14 protein-coding genes and 3 pseudogenes are annotated in these 16,994 nt (G+C 76.0%); 14 read left to right on the forward strand and 3 right to left on the reverse strand.

Going from position 1 to position 16,994, the window contains the following annotated elements; translation table 11 throughout:
• Positions 1-73: 73 nt before the first annotated feature.
• Positions 74-574, forward strand: a complete 501-nt coding sequence (locus tag GQS52_RS00330; RefSeq protein ID WP_182311109.1) for an SRPBCC family protein — start codon at positions 74-76, stop codon at positions 572-574.
• 99 nt (positions 575-673) lie between these two features.
• Here the strand turns inward: GQS52_RS00330 and GQS52_RS00335 are convergent, their stop codons facing one another.
• Positions 674-2,257, reverse strand: coding sequence for an FAD-dependent oxidoreductase (locus GQS52_RS00335; protein ID WP_182311110.1), 1,584 nt, complete (start codon positions 2,255-2,257; stop codon positions 674-676).
• Positions 2,258-2,358: 101 nt separating this feature from the next.
• Between GQS52_RS00335 and GQS52_RS00340 the strand changes: the two genes are divergently transcribed.
• From GQS52_RS00340 to GQS52_RS27160, 13 genes and pseudogenes are all read left to right on the forward strand, one after another.
• Positions 2,359-3,024: a TetR/AcrR family transcriptional regulator gene (locus tag GQS52_RS00340; RefSeq protein WP_182311111.1), complete on the forward strand. Its 666-nt coding sequence runs from the start codon at positions 2,359-2,361 to the stop codon at positions 3,022-3,024.
• A gap of 161 nt (positions 3,025-3,185) precedes the next feature.
• On the forward strand, positions 3,186-4,214 hold the full coding sequence (locus GQS52_RS00345) for a ketoacyl-ACP synthase III (RefSeq protein WP_182311112.1): 1,029 nt from the start codon (positions 3,186-3,188) through the stop codon (positions 4,212-4,214).
• Positions 4,211-4,951 carry a glycosyltransferase gene (locus GQS52_RS00350; protein WP_259370479.1) on the forward strand — a complete coding sequence of 247 codons (741 nt, stop codon included), beginning with the start codon at positions 4,211-4,213 and terminating at the stop codon, positions 4,949-4,951. The genes GQS52_RS00345 and GQS52_RS00350 overlap by 4 nt, the downstream gene beginning before the upstream one ends.
• Positions 4,951-5,220, forward strand: a pseudogene (locus GQS52_RS27150) (AMP-binding protein); the annotation flags it as partial. The gene GQS52_RS00350 and the pseudogene GQS52_RS27150, both read left to right, overlap by 1 nt.
• 224 nt (positions 5,221-5,444) lie before the next feature.
• On the forward strand, positions 5,445-6,431 hold the full coding sequence (locus GQS52_RS00355) for an AMP-binding protein (protein WP_259370480.1): 987 nt from the start codon (positions 5,445-5,447) through the stop codon (positions 6,429-6,431).
• Positions 6,428-7,594: a cytochrome P450 gene (locus GQS52_RS00360; RefSeq protein WP_182311113.1), complete on the forward strand. Its 1,167-nt coding sequence runs from the start codon at positions 6,428-6,430 to the stop codon at positions 7,592-7,594. The genes GQS52_RS00355 and GQS52_RS00360 overlap by 4 nt, the downstream gene beginning before the upstream one ends.
• A complete protein-coding gene (locus tag GQS52_RS00365; protein ID WP_182311114.1) occupies positions 7,591-8,508 on the forward strand; it encodes an NAD(P)-dependent oxidoreductase in 918 nt (305 codons plus the stop codon). Before GQS52_RS00360 ends, GQS52_RS00365 begins: the two co-directional genes overlap by 4 nt.
• Before the next feature lie 189 nt (positions 8,509-8,697).
• The gene (locus tag GQS52_RS00370) at positions 8,698-10,011 is read left to right on the forward strand and encodes an MFS transporter (protein WP_259370481.1); all 1,314 of its coding nucleotides are present in this window, start codon (positions 8,698-8,700) and stop codon (positions 10,009-10,011) included.
• A gap of 274 nt (positions 10,012-10,285) precedes the next feature.
• A complete protein-coding gene (locus GQS52_RS00375; protein WP_182311115.1) occupies positions 10,286-10,987 on the forward strand; it encodes a CbtA family protein in 702 nt (233 codons plus the stop codon).
• 671 nt (positions 10,988-11,658) lie between these two features.
• On the forward strand, positions 11,659-12,153 hold the full coding sequence (locus tag GQS52_RS00380) for a GNAT family N-acetyltransferase (protein WP_182311116.1): 495 nt from the start codon (positions 11,659-11,661) through the stop codon (positions 12,151-12,153).
• Between the two features lie 39 nt (positions 12,154-12,192).
• Positions 12,193-12,532 (forward strand): annotated as a pseudogene (locus GQS52_RS27155) (transposase); the annotation flags it as partial.
• A 421-nt stretch (positions 12,533-12,953) separates the two neighbouring features.
• Positions 12,954-13,805, forward strand: coding sequence for a methyltransferase domain-containing protein (locus GQS52_RS00385; protein ID WP_182311117.1), 852 nt, complete (start codon positions 12,954-12,956; stop codon positions 13,803-13,805).
• Positions 13,802-14,194, forward strand: a pseudogene (locus GQS52_RS27160) (transposase); the annotation flags it as partial. The gene GQS52_RS00385 and the pseudogene GQS52_RS27160, both read left to right, overlap by 4 nt.
• 262 nt (positions 14,195-14,456) lie before the next feature.
• On the opposite strand, the gene GQS52_RS00395 reads toward GQS52_RS27160, so the two are convergent.
• Positions 14,457-15,761, reverse strand: a complete 1,305-nt coding sequence (locus GQS52_RS00395) for an MFS transporter (protein WP_182311118.1) — start codon at positions 15,759-15,761, stop codon at positions 14,457-14,459.
• Complete coding sequence (locus GQS52_RS00400; RefSeq protein ID WP_182316126.1) at positions 15,758-16,957, reverse strand: PLP-dependent cysteine synthase family protein; 1,200 nt, start codon at positions 16,955-16,957, stop codon at positions 15,758-15,760. Before GQS52_RS00400 ends, GQS52_RS00395 begins: the two co-directional genes overlap by 4 nt.
• Between the last annotated feature and the right edge of the window lie 37 nt (positions 16,958-16,994).

Here is a 16,994-nt window from a genome sequence, read left to right on the forward strand (position 1 = left end):
ATGCCCCTGCCCTTCTCTCGTACGACGGACGGGGGCCCGTCGCGGCCGCAGCCGCCCCCGAGAAGGGCCGACGATGCACCCGAGAGTCTCCGAATCGACAGAGGTGGCGGTGCCGCCCCGCGTCGTGTACGACGCGGTGGCGGACGTGGGCGCCATGGGCCGCTGGAGCCCCGAGTGCACAGGGGCCGACGTCGAGGGCACCGGCGCCGGGGGCACCGGTAGCCCGGAGGTCCGGGTCGGAACGCGCTTCGCCGGACGCAACGCCTCCGGCCGGGTCCGGCGCTGGTCGACCGACTGCACCGTGACCGCCGCGGTCCCCGGGGAGCGGTTCGCCTTCCTCGTGCGCGCCGCCGGCCTGCGCGTCGCCGTCTGGGAGTACCGGTTCGAGCCCGCCGACTCCGGCCGGGCGACCGTGGTCACCGAGACCTGGACCGACCAGCGCGGGCGGCTCATGCACGTCGTCGGCCGGCTCGTCACGGGCGTCCGCGACCGGGCCGCCCACAACCGCGCCACCATGAAGGTCACCCTCCGCCGCCTCAAGGAGGAACTGGAGAGGGAGCACCGGCCGTCCTGACGGGGAACCACCGCACCCGCGCCGGCCGGCTCCGCGGCCCGGCCGGCACCGCGGACGGGCGGGCTCCTCGCGGACGGGCGGGCCCCGCCCGCGACGGTCTCACGCCGGGCCGGACCACCTGGCCAGCGCGGCCGGCAGGCCGTCCGGGCCCCCGTCCGGGGAGGCCCAGCAGACGTGGCCGTCGGGGCGGACGAGGAGGGCCGCCGCGTCCAGTCCGTCGGCGTCGGCGGAGCGCACGCGGAGGACCCGTCCCGCCCACGGCCCGGCGGCCCCGCCGAGGCCCGGCGCGGCGCCGGGCAGTTCCAGCAGCAGGCCGCGGCCGTCGGCCAGCAGTCCGTACAGGCCGGTCTGCCGCCCGTCCACGACCAGGTCGGCGTCGGGGACGCGGGCGCCCAGCAGCGGGTGCGGCGGGGAGCCCGGCACGGGGTAGGAGACGTCCAGCCCGGTGACCGCGCCGGTGGCGTACCGGTTGCCCCCGGGCAGCCGCAGCAGGTCGGTGACGATCTCCCGCAGGGCGACGGCGTCGTCGTCCCGGGCCGCCATCAGCAGCCCCTGGGCCCTGGTGTTCCGCAGGACGCGGGCCCCGACCGGGTGCCGTTCGGCGTGGTAGCTGTCCAGCAGGTCGTCCCCGGCCCCGTACCGCACGGCGGCGGCCAGTTTCCAGCCGAGGTTGAAGGCGTCCTGCATGCCCAGGTTGAGGCCCTGGCCGCCGGTGGGCAGGTGGATGTGGGCGGCGTCGCCGGCCAGGAAGACCCGGCCGGTGCGGTAGCGCTCGGCCTGCCGGGAGGCGTCGGTGAAGCGGGTGGCGTGGCGCACCTCCTTCAGCCCCGCCCGGCCGCCGTAGAGCGCCGCCAGGGCTTCGGCCACCTCGGCCGCGGTGACCGGTTCGGCCCGGTCGCGCCGCTGCTGCGCGGGCCCGGAGAACATGAAGCGGTGCACCCCTTCCCGCAGTGGCAGCATCATCCCGCGCACTCCCCCGCCGGCGCGGGCGGCCTCGCCGACGGAGCGCAGGGCGCCGGGGCGGGCCTCGGACGGGACCTCGGACAGCACGACGTCCGCCGCGACCATGACCACCGTGCCGGGGGTGCCGGGGGTGCCGGGGAAGGGAGTGCCCAGCAGCTTGCGGACGGTGCTGCGGCCCCCGTCGCAGCCGACCAGCCAGCGGCTGCGGACGGTGCCCGGGCGTCCGCCGGGGCCGGTGAAGGCGGCGGTGACGCCCTCGGCGTCCTGGGCCAGGCCGGTCAGCGCGCAGCCGCGCCGCACCGGGACCCCGTTCCCGGCCGGCCCGTCCTCCAGGAACTCCTCCAGGAACTCCTCGACGCGGTTCTGGCCGACGGGAACGGCGCCGGGGTGCCGGGTCCTCCATGGGGTGGTGTCCAGCGGCACCGGCAGCCCGGCGAAGTGGAGGGCGGTCGGGAAGAGGCCCTCGTCGCGGGCGAGCAGGGGCACGAGCAGACCGCGCATCCGCAGGATCTCGGCGGTGCGCGGCTGGAGGCCCAGGGCCCTGGACTGCCCGTTGCGCCCGGTGCGCCGTTCGAGCACGGTGACCCGCACTCCGGCCAGGGCCAGTTCGGTGGCGAGCAGCAGCCCCGTCGGGCCTGCTCCCACCACGGTCACGTCCGTGTCGGCCGTCGCGGTCCTCGCGGTCTTCGCAGTCGTACCCGCGGTCGCGCCGTCGCCCATGTCTCCTCCTCGGTCGGGAGCAGCCATCCAAACATTTACCGAGTCAATAAAACAACCCGGTAAAGAAATTTCTCCGGTTCATGCGCGGCTAGGATCACCCCATGGACACGGCCACCGACGCACGCGGCGGGACGGGCGGACTGCGGGAGCGCAAGAGGCTGCGGACACGGCAGGCGATCTCCGACGCCGCGATCCGCCTCTTCCTCTCCGAAGGGTTCGAGACGGTGTCGGTGGCGCGCGTCGCGGACGCGGCGGAGGTCTCCAAGCCGACCCTGTTCAAGTACTTCCCCACCAAGGAGGACCTGGTCCTCCACCGCTTCGCCGACCACGAGGACGAGGCCGCGCGCACGGTGCGCGGCCGGCCCGCGGACGTCCCGCCGCTGGACGCCCTGCACCGCCACCTCCTCGGCGGGCTGGAGCGGCGCGACCCGATCACCGGGCTGTCCGACCGGCCCGAGGCGGTGGAGCTCTCCCGCCTCCTGCTCGCGACCCCCTCCCTGGTCGCCCGCCTGGCCGACTACACCGCCCGCACCGAGGCCCTGCTCGCCCACGCCCTGGCCGAGGCCGTCGGCGCCGGTCCCGACGACCTCGCCTGCCGCCTGGCGGCCCGTCAGATCGTCGGGACCCAGCAGCTCCTGGGCATGGACAACTGCCGGCGCGTCTCCTCCGGCATGCCCCTGGACGCGGCGCACCGGGAGGCGGTGGCGGACGCCGACCGGGCCTTCGCCCTCCTGCGGGACGGCCTCGGCGGCCTCCTCGGCCGGTAGGGCGGGCGAGTCGCGGCGGCAAACCGCAATGCAAAAAGGGCGGAACAGGCAGTTTTTCCGCGCTTTGCCGCCCCGGCCACGGATGCTCCGGCCGTGCTCACCACCGCCGATTGAGTACTCGTACTCAGGCCCGCCGCCCGCCCCGCGGCGATGCTTTGGCCATGCAGAGTCAGAGCGCAGACGTGGGCGGGCCCCCGAGGGTCGGCATCACCGCCGTCGGCTCCTGCCTTCCGGAACGGGTCCTGACCTCCCGCCGGTTGCAGGAGGAGGTGGCCGGGGCCAGCGGACTGCCCCTGCCCCCGGGGCTGTTCGAGAGGGCCACCGGGATCCGCACCCGCCGCGTGGCCGCGGAGGACGAGTACGCCTCGACCCTGGCGGTGGGGGCCGCCCGCACCGCGCTGGACCGCGCCGGGCTCGACCCGCTCGACGTGGACCTGCTGGTGTTCGCCTCGGCCACCCGCGACGTGGCCGAACCGGCCACCGCGCACATCGTGCAGGCCGAACTGGGCGGCCGGGCGCACGCGCTGGACGTGACCAACGCCTGCAACAGCTTCGTCAACGGCATCGACACCGCGCGGGCGATGATCCTGGCCGGCCGCGCCCGCCGGGCGCTGGTGGTAACCGGGGAGACGCCCGGCCGGGCGGTGCGCCGCAACCCCGGCAGCCTCGCGCAGCTCCGCGACGGGTTCGCGGGCTACACCTTCGGCGACGCGGGCGCGGCCGTCGTCCTCGAGCCCGTGGGCCGCGGCGGCATCCTCGACGTGGACGCCGAGACGCACTCCGAGCACTGGCGGGTCGGCGGGATCCCCGGCGGCGGTTCGCGCCACCCGCGCGGGGACGAGCACACCTACTTCCACGGCGACGGCGGCGAACTGCGGGCGGTCTTCGAGAAGGTGGGCACCTCGGTGCTGGACCGGGTCCGGCACCGCACCGGCCTGGACTGGGGCGACTTCCGGCACGTCCTCGTCCACCAGGTCACGGTGCCCTACCTGGAGCGGTTCGCGGAGGTCACCGGTGTTCCCGAGGACCGGCTGGTGGTCACCGTCGCGGAGCTGGGCAACGTCGCCAGCGCCTCCCTGGGGGTGCAGCTGGACCGCGTGCACGCCGGGCTGCGCCCCGGCGACCGGGTGCTGTTCGTCGGCCTCGGCGGCGGGGTCAGCATCATGACGATGGTCTGGGAGCAGGCGTGAGCGCGCTGTGGGTGGTGGTGCCCGCCCACCAGGAGGAGCAGCGCATCGGCGCCACGCTGGAGGCGCTGGCCGCCCAGACCGACCGGGACTTCGCCCTGGTGGTCGTGGACAACGCCTCCACCGACGGCACCGCCGGCATCGCGCGGGAGTTCGCCCGCACCGCGCCGTTCCCGGTGCACGTCGTCGGCGAGCCCGACAAGGGCGTGGGCTGCGCCGTCGACACCGGGTTCCGGTACGCGATCGGGCGCGGTGCCGTGCTGCTCGCCCGCACCGACGCCGACTGCCTGCCGCACCCCGGGTGGACGGCCGCCGCCCGGGCCGCGCTGGAGGCGGGTGCCGCAATGGTGTGCGGGCGCATCGACGCCCGCCGCGACGAGCACGGGCCGCTGGGCAGGGCCGCGTTCCGGGCCCTGGTCGCCGCCGCCGCGCTCTTCGGCCGGCTGCGGCCCGCCCACCGGCGCCGGCACGGCTACCTGGCGCCGTACCGGATGCACGCGGGCAACAACATGGCGATCACCGCCCGGCTGTACCTGGACGTCGGCGGCATGCCGCGCCGCCCCTCCCCCACCGACCGGGCGTTCCTGAACCGGGTGCGCCGCCGCACCGCCTCCATAACCCGCTCCAGGGCGATGGTCGTGGAGAACTCCACGCGCCGCCTGCGCGCCTACGGGATCGCCGGAACCGCCCGCTGGTACCTCGACGGGGGCAGTGGCCGCCACGGGGAGGACCCGCGCTGATGCTCGCCTCCCTCGCACACACCCTCCGCAGGAACGCCCACCGGCCCGCCGTCCTGGGCACGACCCGCACCGGGGCCGTGCGGACCGCGGCCACCTGCGGCGAACTGGCCGACCTCGCCGACACCTGCGCCGCCGCCCTGCACGCGCGGGGCGTCGAACGCGGCGGCACGGTCGCGGTGGCGGTGCGGCCCGGGCCGCGCGCCCTCGCCGTGATGCTCGCCGTGCACCGCCTCGGGCTGCGGGCCGCGGTCCTGGACCCGGGGGCGGGCCCCGACGTGCTGCGGGCCCGGCTCGCCCTCGCCCGCCCCGACGTGGTGCTCGCCGACGCCGCCGCGCAGGCCGTCGCAGGGTGGGCGCGGCCGCTGGCCCGCCGCGCCCGGCTCGCCCTCCCGGACCTGTCCGGTCTGGGGCCGGTGGCCACGGTCGGCCCCGGCTGCCCGGCTGCGCCCCCTCGCTGGAGGGGTCCGCCCGGGCGGCCGTCCTGCCCCCGCCGGTGGACGGGGACGGGGACGCCGTCATCGTGTTCACCTCCGGCACCACGTCGCGGCCCCGCGCCGTGGTGCACTCCCGGTCCGGGCTCGACGCCGGCATGGCGCAGGTCGCCGGCCTGGTGCGGCCCGCGGCCGGGGAGCCGGTGCTCGGCGGCACTTTCTTCGTGCTCGTCCCCTCCCTGGCGAGCGGCGCCCCGGTCGCACTGCCCGCCCGGTCGCCCCGCGTCCTGGCCCGGCAGCTGCGGCGGCTGCGGCCGCAGGCCGCCTACCTGACCCCGCCCCAGCTGCGGGCCGCACTGGCGGCCGGCGCCGGGTTCACCGGGCGGGTGTGGACCGGTTCCGCCCCGGCGAGCGCCGACCTGCTGACCCGCGTCAAGGCCGCCGGGGCCGACGAGGCGTGGGGGGTGTACGCGCTCACCGAACTGTTCCCCGCGGCCGCCGTCGAACAGGCGGAGAAGGCCGCGTTCACCGGGGACGGGGACCTGGTCGGGGAACCGCTGCCCGGCGTCGGGATGAAGTCCGGACCGGCCGGGGAGCTGATGCTGTCCGGGCCGGCCGCCCGGCACCGCTACCTCGGCGAGGAGCCCGACCCCTGGGTGCGCACGGGCGACCGGGCGCGTCCGGACGGCGGCAGGATCGTGCTCGAGGGCCGCTGCAAGGACATGGTGCTGCGCGGCGCGGAGAACATCTACCCGGGCCTGTACGAGCCCGCCCTGCACGTGCCCGGCGTCGAACTCGCCCTGCTCGTCGGGGTGCCGGTCGGTGACGGCGACGAACGCCTGGTCGCCGTGGTGCAGCCCGCCCCGGGCGCCGACCGCGCCCGGGTGCGCGCCGCCCTGGCCGGCCCGCTGGCCCGGATGGGCACCGCCCGCCCGGACGCGCTGCTGCTGGCCGACGTCCCGCTGGCCGGCCGTTCCCGCAAGCCCGACCGCGCGGCCGCCGCCCGGCTGGCGGCGGCCCGGCTGGGCGCGCCCGGGAGAACCCGGTGAGCGCGGCCCGCCGGCGCGACCGCCGGGTCTACCTGAGCGCCCACCCGGTGCTGTTCGCCCTGCTGGCCGCGGCACGCCGGCGCCCCGCGGTGCGGCTGGGCGGGACCGTGCTCGTGCACGGGAGCGAGGCGTACCGGCAGGTGCTGACCCGGGTCCCGCTGGACCGCTCCGCGGCGGGCACCACCGGCGGCGCCGGCCGGCAGCTGTCCGGCGGAGGGGTGCTGTTCGACCAGGACGGCGGAGGCCACCGCGACTCCCGCCGGGCCGTGTCCGACGGCCTCGGCGCGGCCGGGGTGGAGCGGCTGCGCCCGGTGTGGCGCGAAGTCCTCGGCCGCCGGCTCGCCCCGCTGGCCGCCGGCCGCACCGTCGACCTCGTCCCGGTGGCCCGGGAACTGGCCGGGGCCACGGTCTGCGCGCTGCTGGGGACGGACGCGGACCCGTCGGCCGTCGCCGGCGCGGCCGCGGACGCGGCGGCCGCCGCCGTGCGCGACCACCTGCCCGGGCCGCGCCGCCCCGGGACGGCCCGGGCCGCCGCGCAGGCCGCGGCCCGGCTGACGTCCCTCCTCGGCCCGGTCGGCGACGGCCGCGACGGAGACTGCGGGGAGGGCGGGGACGGGGACGGGGAGGGCGGTGCGGGACTGCGGGCGATGCTCGCCGTAGCCGCGGTCAGTACCACCGCCGCCGCCCTGCCCCGTGCGGCCGCGTGGTGCGCCGACGCCGGCTGGTGGGGCCCGGCCGCCGACGACCGGCTGCGCCCGGCCCTGGTGTCCGAGCTGCTGAGGGTCACCGCCCCGTCCCCGCTGCTCCCCCGGGTCGCCGCGGCCGGTGCCGAGGCGGGCGGCTGCCCGGTGCGGGCCGGGGACCGGCTGCTGCTGGTCGCGCGGCACGCCGCGCTCGCGCACAGCCGCGGGCCCGACCCGTACCGTCCGGCCCCTCCCGCCGTCGCACAGCTGGTGTTCGGGGCCGGCCCGCACGCCTGCCCCGGCGCCCGCCTGGCCCGGGCCCAGCTCGACGACACCCTGGCCGCACTGGCCCCGCACCGGCCGTCCGTGGTGCGCGCGCGGGCGGACCGCGCCGCCGCGCTGCCGGGCTGGCGCTCCCTGACCGTCCGGGCGGGCACCGTCCGGGCGGGCACCGCCCGCGCACCCCTGGAGGACCGTTGATCCGGATCGCCGTGACCGGGGCCGGCGGCTTCTGCGGCTCCCACGTCGCCACTGCCGCGGCGGCCTCGGGCGCCGACGTGGTGTGCGTGGGACGCAGACCGGGCCCGGTGGGGCGGCACGTGCCCTGGGAGGCCTCGGCCGACGTCCCCGACCTGGGAGGCGCCGACGTCGTCGTGCACTGCGCGGCCGCCGTCGGCGACCCCGTACCGGGCTCGCCGGCCGAGGCGTCGATGCGCGCGGTCAACGTCGACGGCACGGCACGGCTGCTGCGGGCCGCCGCCGGACGCCCGGTGGTGTGGGTGAGCAGCGCGAGCGTCTACGCCCCGGGGCCGAAAGGCGGACGGGTCCGCGAGGACCACCCGGTCGGCGGGCACCTGAACGCGTACGGCCGCACCAAGGCGGAGGGCGAGGCCCTGGCCCTCGCGGCGGGCGCGGTGGTGCTCAGGCCCCGTGCCGTGTACGGCACCGGCGACCCGCACCTGGTGCCCCGGCTCCTCGCCGGGGTCCGGGCGGGCCTGCTCCTGCTGCCCGGACCCGACACGGAGCTGAGCCTGACGGCCGTGGAGAACCTCGCCTACGCCTGCCTGGCCGCCGCCGGCTGGCCGCCGGGCGCCTACAACATCGCCGACCCGGCCCCCTACCGGCGCGACGATGCCGTGCGCGCCGTGCTGCACGCCCACGGCGTGCGGGCGCGGATCCGGCACCTGCCGGTGCCGGTGGCGGTGGCCGCGGCGACGGCGGCGCAGGCGCTGACGCGCCTGCGCCCGCACTCCGGGCCCGCACTCACCCGCTACGCCGTCGACCAGCTCGCCCACGGCGTCGTCCTGGACGTCGGAAAGGCCGAGAGCCGGGGCTGGACGGCGCGCCGCGGCCTGGCCGACCACCTCTCCGCGGTGCGGAATTCCGGCACCTGACCCGGCCCCGCCCGGCGCGGACCCCGCCCCGCCGGCCCGTGGGCAGGGACCCCGGCGGCGGTCCTCCGGCCGGACAGGAGAACCACGTGCCGCGGCCGGAGGATGGGAGGAGTTGCGCCGGGCACGTCGGACGTGCCGGGCACGTCGGGCGTGCCGGGAGGACACCTCGTCCGGGAGGAGGGCCGGGCCGTGGGAACGGTGGGACCCCCGCACGGCGGCACGCCGGTCTCCGGGAACACCGCCGCCGTCCCGCCGCCCCGGATGGGGCCGTGGCGGTTCGTGCTGGCCTTCGGAACCGTGAGCCTGCTCGCGGACTTCGTCTACGAGGGCGCCCGCTCCGTCACCGGTCCGCTCCTGGCCCGGCTGGGCGCGAGCGCCGCCGTGGTCGGGGCTGTCACCGGGGCCGGTGAGGCCGCGGCCCTAGTGCTGCGGCTGGCCTCCGGGCCCCTGGCCGACCGCACCCGCCGCTTCTGGGCCTGGACCGTCGCCGGATACGCGCTGTCCGTACTGACCGTGCCCTTCCTCGGCCTGGTCTCCACCCTGTGGGCGGCCGGCGCCCTGGTACTGGCCGAGCGGGTGGGCAAGGCGGTCCGCTCCCCGGCCAAGGACACCCTGCTCTCCCACGCCACCGCCGCCACCGGCCGCGGCCGCGGGTTCGGCGTCCACGAGGCGATGGACCAGATCGGTGCCCTGATCGGCCCCCTGGTGGTGGCCGCGGTGCTCGCCGCCGGCGGCGACGACTACGGCCCGGCGCTGGGCGTGCTGGCCGCTCCGGGAGTTCTGGTCCTGGGCCTGCTGGCGTGGCTGCGGTGGCGGGTTCCGGACCCCGCCTCCTACGAGACCGCCCCGGCCCCTGCCCCTGCCGGGGCTCGGGCCGGGGCCCCCGGGGCCGAGGCCTCCGAGGCCCCGGCCGGCGGCGCGCCCGACGCCGCGGCGGCCCGTACCGGCCCCCTGCCGCGGGCCTTCTGGGTCTTCGCCGCCTTCACCGCCATGACGACGGCGGGCTTCGCCACCTTCGGCGTGCTCTCGTTCCACCTGGTCGAACGCGATCTGCTGTCTCCCGCCGCGGTGCCCGTGGTGTACGCCGCCGCGATGGGCGTCGACGCTCTCGCCGCCCTGGCCGTCGGCTGGGCCTACGACCGTCTCGGCCCCCGGGTGCTCGTGGTGCTGCCACTGCTGTCGGCCGCCGTGCCGGCCCTGGCCTTCTCCGACGCCCTCGTCCCGGCGGTGCTCGGCTCCCTGGCCTGGGGCGCGGCCACCGGCGTGCAGGAGTCCACCCTGCGGGCCACCGTCGCTGATCTGGTCCCCTCCGGCCGCCGGGCCACCGCCTACGGCCTGTTCGCCGCCGTCATGGGCGCCGCCGCCGCGGTCGGCGGGACCCTGGCCGGCGTCCTGTACGAGAGGTCCGTCCCCGCGCTGGTCACCGTCACCGCGTCCGTGCAGGCCGCGGCCCTCCTGCTGCTCGCCGTCCTGCTCCCCCGGCGCCGCACCGGACGGCGGTGAACCCGTCCCCCTCCCCGTGCGGATTCCCGCGGGCAGCCCGGCCGCGATGCCCCCGCCGGGTGACCGGGGTGCCGGGAGACCGGGGTGCCGGATGTGCGCTGGATCGCACCGATACCCGGTTGACGCACCGGCGATCGCAAAGAGAAGCTTCTCAGCAAGATATTCACGTCGAGACGGCGGTGCGCGGGAATCCGGCGGGGATCCGCGGCGTTCCCGTCACCGCGGCCGGGGGTGCCCCCTCGCGCACCGTCCCACGAGCGCGAGGGTCGAACCGATGAACGTCCTGCTGTCCCTGCTGACCCGAGGCGCCGCCGCGGGTGGCGCGGCCGGCCTGGTCAGCGGGGTCTTCTCCTATCTGCTCACCGATCCGGTCAGTGGTCGCCCGGGGTCCTCGGCGGCCGCCGGGAGCCCCCACGGGCACACCGGGATCCTGATGACGGGCACCGTCACCGGCCTGGTCCTCGGCGTGCTCTTCGCCGCCGTCTACGCGCTGCTGCACCGGCGCGACCCGGACAGGGCGATCTGGTCACGGACCCTGCCCCTGGCCGCGGCGGGCTTCGCCGCCGTCGGACTGCTGCCGTTCCTGTGGGACCCGGCCGGCCCGCCGGGCGCGGGCGGCCGGACGCCTGCCGGCCCGGGCGCCGATGCGTGGCCGACCGCGGTCGCCGTGGGGCTGGTCACCCCCGTCCTGGCGCGGTTCCTGCACAGGCTGATGGCCGAGTCCGGCCACGGCGCCACCGTGCGGCGGCTGGCCGTGGCGGCGGTCGTCGTCCTCGGCCTCGGCACCCTGTTCGCGTTCCCGGGCAGCCCGGCGGTGGGCGTCCCGGCCGACGCGCTGCGGGACTTCCGGGTGCTGTCACTGTCCGCCACCGCCGTGCTGTGGGCCGGGCTGGGCCTCGGCTTCGGCGCCCTGGGCCTGCGTTCGGCGCGCACGCGCACCGCACGCGCCGGGACGGCCGTCCCCACCGGGGACTGAACGACCGCAGGTCCGCCCCCGAATTCCGCCTCTGTCAGATACCCCCGACCGGCCACGCAAGAGCCGTCGAACCGGTGGGCGGCATCGGTACGGTCAGCACCTGCGATGCCACCACGCCAACTCCGGGTCTTCTGCCGGCTCGTGATGCGTTCGCCCGAGGAGCACCGCGTCCAGGCGCTCGACCTGCGCCCGAAGTTCACCGGCGGCCCTCGGCGGAAGCATGAACAGAGCATCCTGCATGCTTGTCCCGGGCCCAACCCGCGCCGCAACAGAGGCAGGTGAACTCCGCCTCCCATTGTCTCAACCGGCGCCTCGTGCCGTGGACGCGCACGGACCACACGCTCAGCGCCACCGCCACGACGCCCGGAGACAATCGTTCCCGTTCGAGCACACGGACAGCGGCATTCGCCGCTCCCGACAGATCTGGGACATCCCGATACCGCACCCAGGGTCTGCCCCGGTCGCGTTCCCGCGGCCGAAGTGAAGCCGGTGTTCTACGAGGCACGACCCCTTCGGATGCAAGTCATGGGCGGCATCCTCCCACAGCCCAAGATCGGCCGGACAGAACCTGGTACTCCGGCCGTAGATCATCATGCGCCCTGGTCCTGGGGCTGTCTGCCGCCGGCGGAAACTCAGGTGGCCTCAGCGCACGATCCGGATAGAGTCGGGCGGTGCCCGAGCTGAAGCTGCTGCATGCCGACCACGCCCCGGCGGTCCTGGCCTTCGAGCTGGCGAACCGCACCTACTTCGCTGCCTCGGTCCCCGACCGCGGCGACGACTTCTTCGACCGGTTCACCGACCGGTACAACGCCTTGCTGGCCGAGCAGGAGGACGGCATCTGCGCCTTCTACGTGCTCGTCGCCGAGGACGGCTCGGTACTCGGCAGGTTCAACCTGTACGACTTGGAGGACGGCACTGCGAGCCTCGGCTACCGGGTCGCGCAGCGGGTCGCCGGCCGCGGCGTGGCGACCGCGACCGTCGAGGAGCTTTGCCGGCTGGCGGCGGCGCGGCACGGGCTGCGCACACTACGGGCGGCCACCTCCCACGACAATGTTGCGTCCCGGAAGGTGCTGACCAAGGCCGGGTTCGGCCCGGTCGGCCCGGCCGCCCCGGCCGATCTCGACGGCCGGTCAGGCACCTGGTACCAGCGCGACCTTCAGCCGTAGCCCCTGCCCGCCGGCAGGAAGCGTTCGAGAGCCTGATGGGCCGGGCGGACCGGGAACTCCCGGGGTGCCGTCCACCTCGTCCGTGCGGGTCTGCGCGGGCACGCGGCGGTGGACCGGGAGCGGTACGTCCCGTGCCTCGTGGACGTGCGATCCGCACCGCTGCCGGGCCGCGGGACCGGGCGAGGAGACCGCCTTCGCCACCGAGCCGGACCCGGCAGCCCGCATCATCGGCCGGTTTTTCGACGCCGGGCACCGCGTGGGCCGGGCCTCGGGCGACGAGGTCCACGGCGACAGCCCGAAGCTGCGAACCGCATTGGAAGAGCGCCGGGTCGGCCACGTGCTCACCGTCGCCTGCTCACACGAAGTCACCACCGGCGCGAGGCTGTTCACGACACCGGTCGTCCGGCCCGTGCACGACGCGGCCCACCGGCCCGCCCGGCCCGCCCGGCGACGCCGCCACCGAGCCCGAGCTGGCCATCACCGACGGCAAGCCGCGAATCAGCCATAGGACCACGATCCACGGCTGGAGTACCAGGTCGTTTCTCCCAACTCTTGGGCGTGGAGGCACGAAGGGCTTCGCCGTGCTCGTACGATTTACGACGTGGCATTCATGAGCACCCCGCACTGCTGCTTCCTTTGATCGGAAGGCGCTGAGGGCGATGCCGGACGGCGTCGCCCTCCTCGGTGTGCCTGCTGCGTGAACCACGTCCCCACGCTGCCCGTTCCTTCCCGAGGCAGCGACGCTCTGAGCGCGCGTGCAGGCACGGCCCCTTCCCCTCACCCCTTGCCTGGAGTGCCTCGTGCCCGTGTCGCTTCCCCCTGCCCTTGATCTGTCCCTCGACCTGCTGCGTTGCCCGGCGTGCCGTACGCTCCGCCTGCACCCCGGCCGCGGCGCCCTGCGTTGCGCGGCGGGCCACGCCTTCGACATTGCCCGCCATGGCTATGCCGGCCTGCTGACGGGCACCCGCGCCGCCAGCGGCGACGACGCGGCCATGGTCCGGGCCCGGGAGCGGTTCCTGTCCACCGGCGCCTACGCGCCCGTCCGCGAAGCCGGAGCCCGTCTGGCGGCCACCGCCGTGCCCGAGCAGGCCACGGTTGTGGACGCGGGATGCGGCACGGGCTACTACCTGGCCGGCGTGCTCGACCAACTGCCCGGCGCCCGTGGGCTGGGCCTGGACACATCGGTGCGCGCACTGCGCTCGGCAGCCCGCGCCCACGACCGGGCCGCCGCGGTGGCCTGGGACGTCTTCCGTCCCTTCCCGCTGGCCGACGGAGTGGCCGATGTCGTGCTGAACGTGTTCGCACCGCGCAACCCGGCCGAGTTCCACCGCGTACTGCGCCCGACCGGCCGACTGATCGTGGTCCGACCCACCGGTCGGCACCTGGCCGAGCTGCGCGGCCGGCTGCCTGCCATGGTCACGATCGACCCGGCCAAGGAGCAGCGCCTGCACCGGGCGCTGAACCCCTTCTTCGAGGCCGTCGTCACCGAACAGGTGGAGTACTCCGCGACCCTGGCCAGGCCGGATGCCCTGGACCTGGTGGCGATGACGCCGAGCGCCCGCCACGTAAACCGTTCAGACCTGAACGATGACAGCCTCCTGCCCGATCGGGTCACCGTCTCCGTGCTGGCCACCGCCTACCAACCCCGGTGACCACGAGCAGGCGCATGCGCCTGCTGACCGACGGGCAATGAGCACGCCCGGAGCCCTGCCTTCCCCCCCGGCGCGGGGAAGGCAGGGCGCCCGTTCGCCGACCACCGTCACATCGTCGAAGGGCTCACCCACCGGTACCGCACCGGCATCCCCTGGAGAGATCCGCCCCGCGAAGCATTCGAGCCCTGCCGGACGGTACGGAAGCGCCCTGCAGGTGGGCGGCTGACGGCACCTGGGACACGGCGCTCGCCCAACTGACCGCCCAGGCAGGCTCGATCAACGGGCTCGACTGGACGGTTCCGGTCGACTCGACGATCAACCGGGCTCACCGACACGCCTCGAACACGGCCCGGCCGGAGAAGGACACCAGCGGCGTCACCTGCCGCAGCAAGAGCGAAGCTCCTGCCACCGAAGGCGAGCCGGCCGGTCACGCCACAGGCCGACCCCGGCGAATTTCAGGGCAGGGCGCGCTGTTGGGGCTTCAGTCGAGCCGGTTCGCTTCACTCGGTCATCCAACCCGACGTCACCGGACGACATCAACGCCACCGGACGGCCGCGGACGGATCCTGCTTCTCTTCCTCGTCCGCGGCCGCACAGTGGAGGGCTCTCGGCCGGGCCCCGCCGCCTTCGGGCCGTCGCGCACGGCCCGTGTCAGGCTGTGGCGGGCTCCGGTTCCTCCTTCGTAGCCGGCGGGTGCAGGCGCCCGGTGCGGTGGAGGCCGTACAGTGCGGACGCGCACACCAGGCCCAGCGCGAGGAGCGCGAGCCACGGCAGCGCGGGCAGGCCCGCGGTCCGGGCGGCGTCCAGGGCCGCCCCGGTGAGGAGGTTGCCGACGGTGATGCCGATGCCGCAGACGGTGTTGTACAGCCCGTAGTGGGTGGCGACGAGACGGTCGCCGGAGAGCCTGACGACGGTGTCCATCTCGAACGGGTAGGCGATCATCGTTCCGGCCGCCAGCAGGAGGGCGGCGAGCACGGGCGGAACGGCCGCGAGCAGCCACCGTGCCGCTCCCCCGTCCGGCACGGGCACCGCGGTGGCGAGCAGCAGGGGCACGAACGCCGTACCCATCGTGAGCAGCCCGAGGGCGAGCGCGCGGCCCGGTTCCGTACGGGCCCTGCACCAGGCGGTCACCCTGGTCTGGAGGAGGATCGTGCTCAGGCCGGACACCGCGAAGAGCAAAGCCACCGCGCCCGTGCCGAAGGGGCCCTCGCCGCCCAGGCGCCGCACTTCCAGCGGAAGGGCGAGGTAGATCTGGAAGGTCATCACGTAGGAGCCGGTCATGGCCGCCGAGAACAGCAGGAACGGCCGGTTGGCCAGGATGCCGCGCCACTGCGCCAGGACGCCCGGCCGTCCTTCGTCCCTCCCCTCCTTCGCCCCGTCCGCCCGGCGGGCGGGCAGGGCGCGGATCTGCACGGCGCTCAGCAGCGCGAAGATCCCGGCCGCCACCAGGCAGGTGACGCGGAAGTCGATACCGGTCAGCGCCATGCCCACCAGCGGCCCCAGCAGGATTCCCGCCTGGTAGAAGACGTTGAACAGCGCGAACGCCTCGACCCGCCGCTCCCCGGAGTCCGCGGCGAGGTACGCCCTGACGGCCGGGTTGAACAGGGCCCCGGCCAGACCGGTGGCCGCGGAGGCGGCCAGCAGGGCGGGCAGCGAGTCCACGAGCCCGAGCGCGGCGAACCCGGCGGTGCGCAGCAGGCACCCGGCGACGATCATCGGTTTGCAGCCGAGCCGGTCGGCCAGGGTGCCGCCGACCAGGAACATCCCCTGCTGGCTGAAGTTCCGCACGCCCAGCACGAGGCCGACGGTCCACCCGGCCATTCCCAGCGTGCCCGACAGGTGCGCGGCCAGGTACGGCATCAGCATGTAGAAGCCGAGGTTGATCGTGAACTGGTTCACCATCAGGAGCTGGACGCTGTGTTCGTAGGAGCGCACCTGCGCGAGGATCCCCCTCACCGGTCCCCCTCCGCCCCGGCCCGGGCCGGGGTCCCGGCCGCTCCCGGCCGTTCCGCGGCGCGGGCCTGTTGCCGCGCGCCGGACGGCGCGAGCGGGTCGACCACGGTGGTGCACCGCGTCCAGCGGGTGACCTCCTTCTCGTCCGGGCGGCCGATCTCGTCGGGTTCGTCGGCCGGCGGCGGGGCGAGCAGCCCGTGGGCGGCGCAGTAGTCGTCGTCGTAGACCGTGCCGAGGTAGCGCTGCGGACCGTCGGGGAAGACCGCCACGATCCGGGTGTCCGCGGGCAGGGTGCGGGCCAGCCATCCGGCGACCAGGGCGACCGCGCCCACGCTCCACCCGCCGGTGGCGTAGTGGGATGCTGCGAGTCGGCGGCAGGTCAGCACGGCCTCGGCGGGTGCCACCCAGTGCACCTCGTCGAACCGGTCGTAGGCGACGTTGCGGGGGTGGATGCTCGACCCGAGGCCGCGCATCAGGCGGGTCCGGGCGGGCTGGCCGAAGATCGTCGAGCCGACGGTGTCGACCCCGACGAGCTTCAGCCCGGGGTAGAGCGTCCGAAGGACGCGGGAGACGCCGGCGGAGTGCCCCCCGGTGCCGACGCTGCACACCAGCACGTCGATGTGGCCCAGGCCGGAGGCCAGTTCCAGTGCGAGCGGGGTGTAGGCGGCGGTGTTGTCGGGGTTGTTGTACTGGTCCGGGCACCAGGAGCCGGGGTGCCTCTCCGTCAGCTGCGCCACGCGGTCGCGGCGGGCCTGCTGCCAGCCGCCGGCCGGGTGCGGCTCGGGGACCACGTCGACCCGGGCCCCGTACGCGGCCAGTAACCGGGTCATGGACCGCTCCATACCGGGGTCGGTGACCAGGGTGACCGGGTGGCCGTGGACCATTCCGGCGAGGGCGAGGCCCAGGCCGAGGGTGCCGCTGGTGGACTCGATGATCCTGGCGCCGGGGCGCAGGTCCCCGCGGGCGCGGGCCCGCTCCACCATGTGCAGTCCGGCGCGGTCCTTGATCCCGCCGGGGTTGAATCCTTCCAGCTTCGCCCAGAATCCGCGGCCGGAGGGGGTGAGGGGTTCGGAGATCCGCAGGAGCGGGGTGTTGCCGACCAGGCCCGCCGGACCGGACGCGTCCTGAGCGGGCCCGGCGGGAGGGCCTTGGCGGTGCGGGCGTGCGGGCGAGGGGGGTGTGGGGGTGGTGGAGTGCATCATGTCGCTCTCGGTCGCTGTACGGGGTGCGGGGTGT

The sequence above is a fragment of the Streptomyces sp. SCUT-3 genome, from assembly GCF_014083985.1.
In the GTDB taxonomy this organism is placed as follows: Bacteria; Actinomycetota; Actinomycetes; order Streptomycetales; family Streptomycetaceae; genus Streptomyces_H; species Streptomyces_H thermolineatus.

Bases quoted from the DNA above. Each gene is read 5' to 3' on its own strand.
- GQS52_RS00330 (WP_182311109.1), top strand. From the start codon at position 74: ATGCACCCGAGAGTCTCCGAATCGACAGAGGTGGCGGTGCCGCCCCGC.
- GQS52_RS00335 (WP_182311110.1), bottom strand. From the start codon at position 2,257: ATGGGCGACGGCGCGACCGCGGGTACGACTGCGAAGACCGCGAGGACC.
- GQS52_RS00340 (WP_182311111.1), top strand. From the start codon at position 2,359: ATGGACACGGCCACCGACGCACGCGGCGGGACGGGCGGACTGCGGGAG.
- GQS52_RS00345 (WP_182311112.1), top strand. From the start codon at position 3,186: ATGCAGAGTCAGAGCGCAGACGTGGGCGGGCCCCCGAGGGTCGGCATC.
- GQS52_RS00375 (WP_182311115.1), top strand. From the start codon at position 10,286: ATGAACGTCCTGCTGTCCCTGCTGACCCGAGGCGCCGCCGCGGGTGGC.
- GQS52_RS00400 (WP_182316126.1), bottom strand. From the start codon at position 16,957: ATGCACTCCACCACCCCCACACCCCCCTCGCCCGCACGCCCGCACCGC.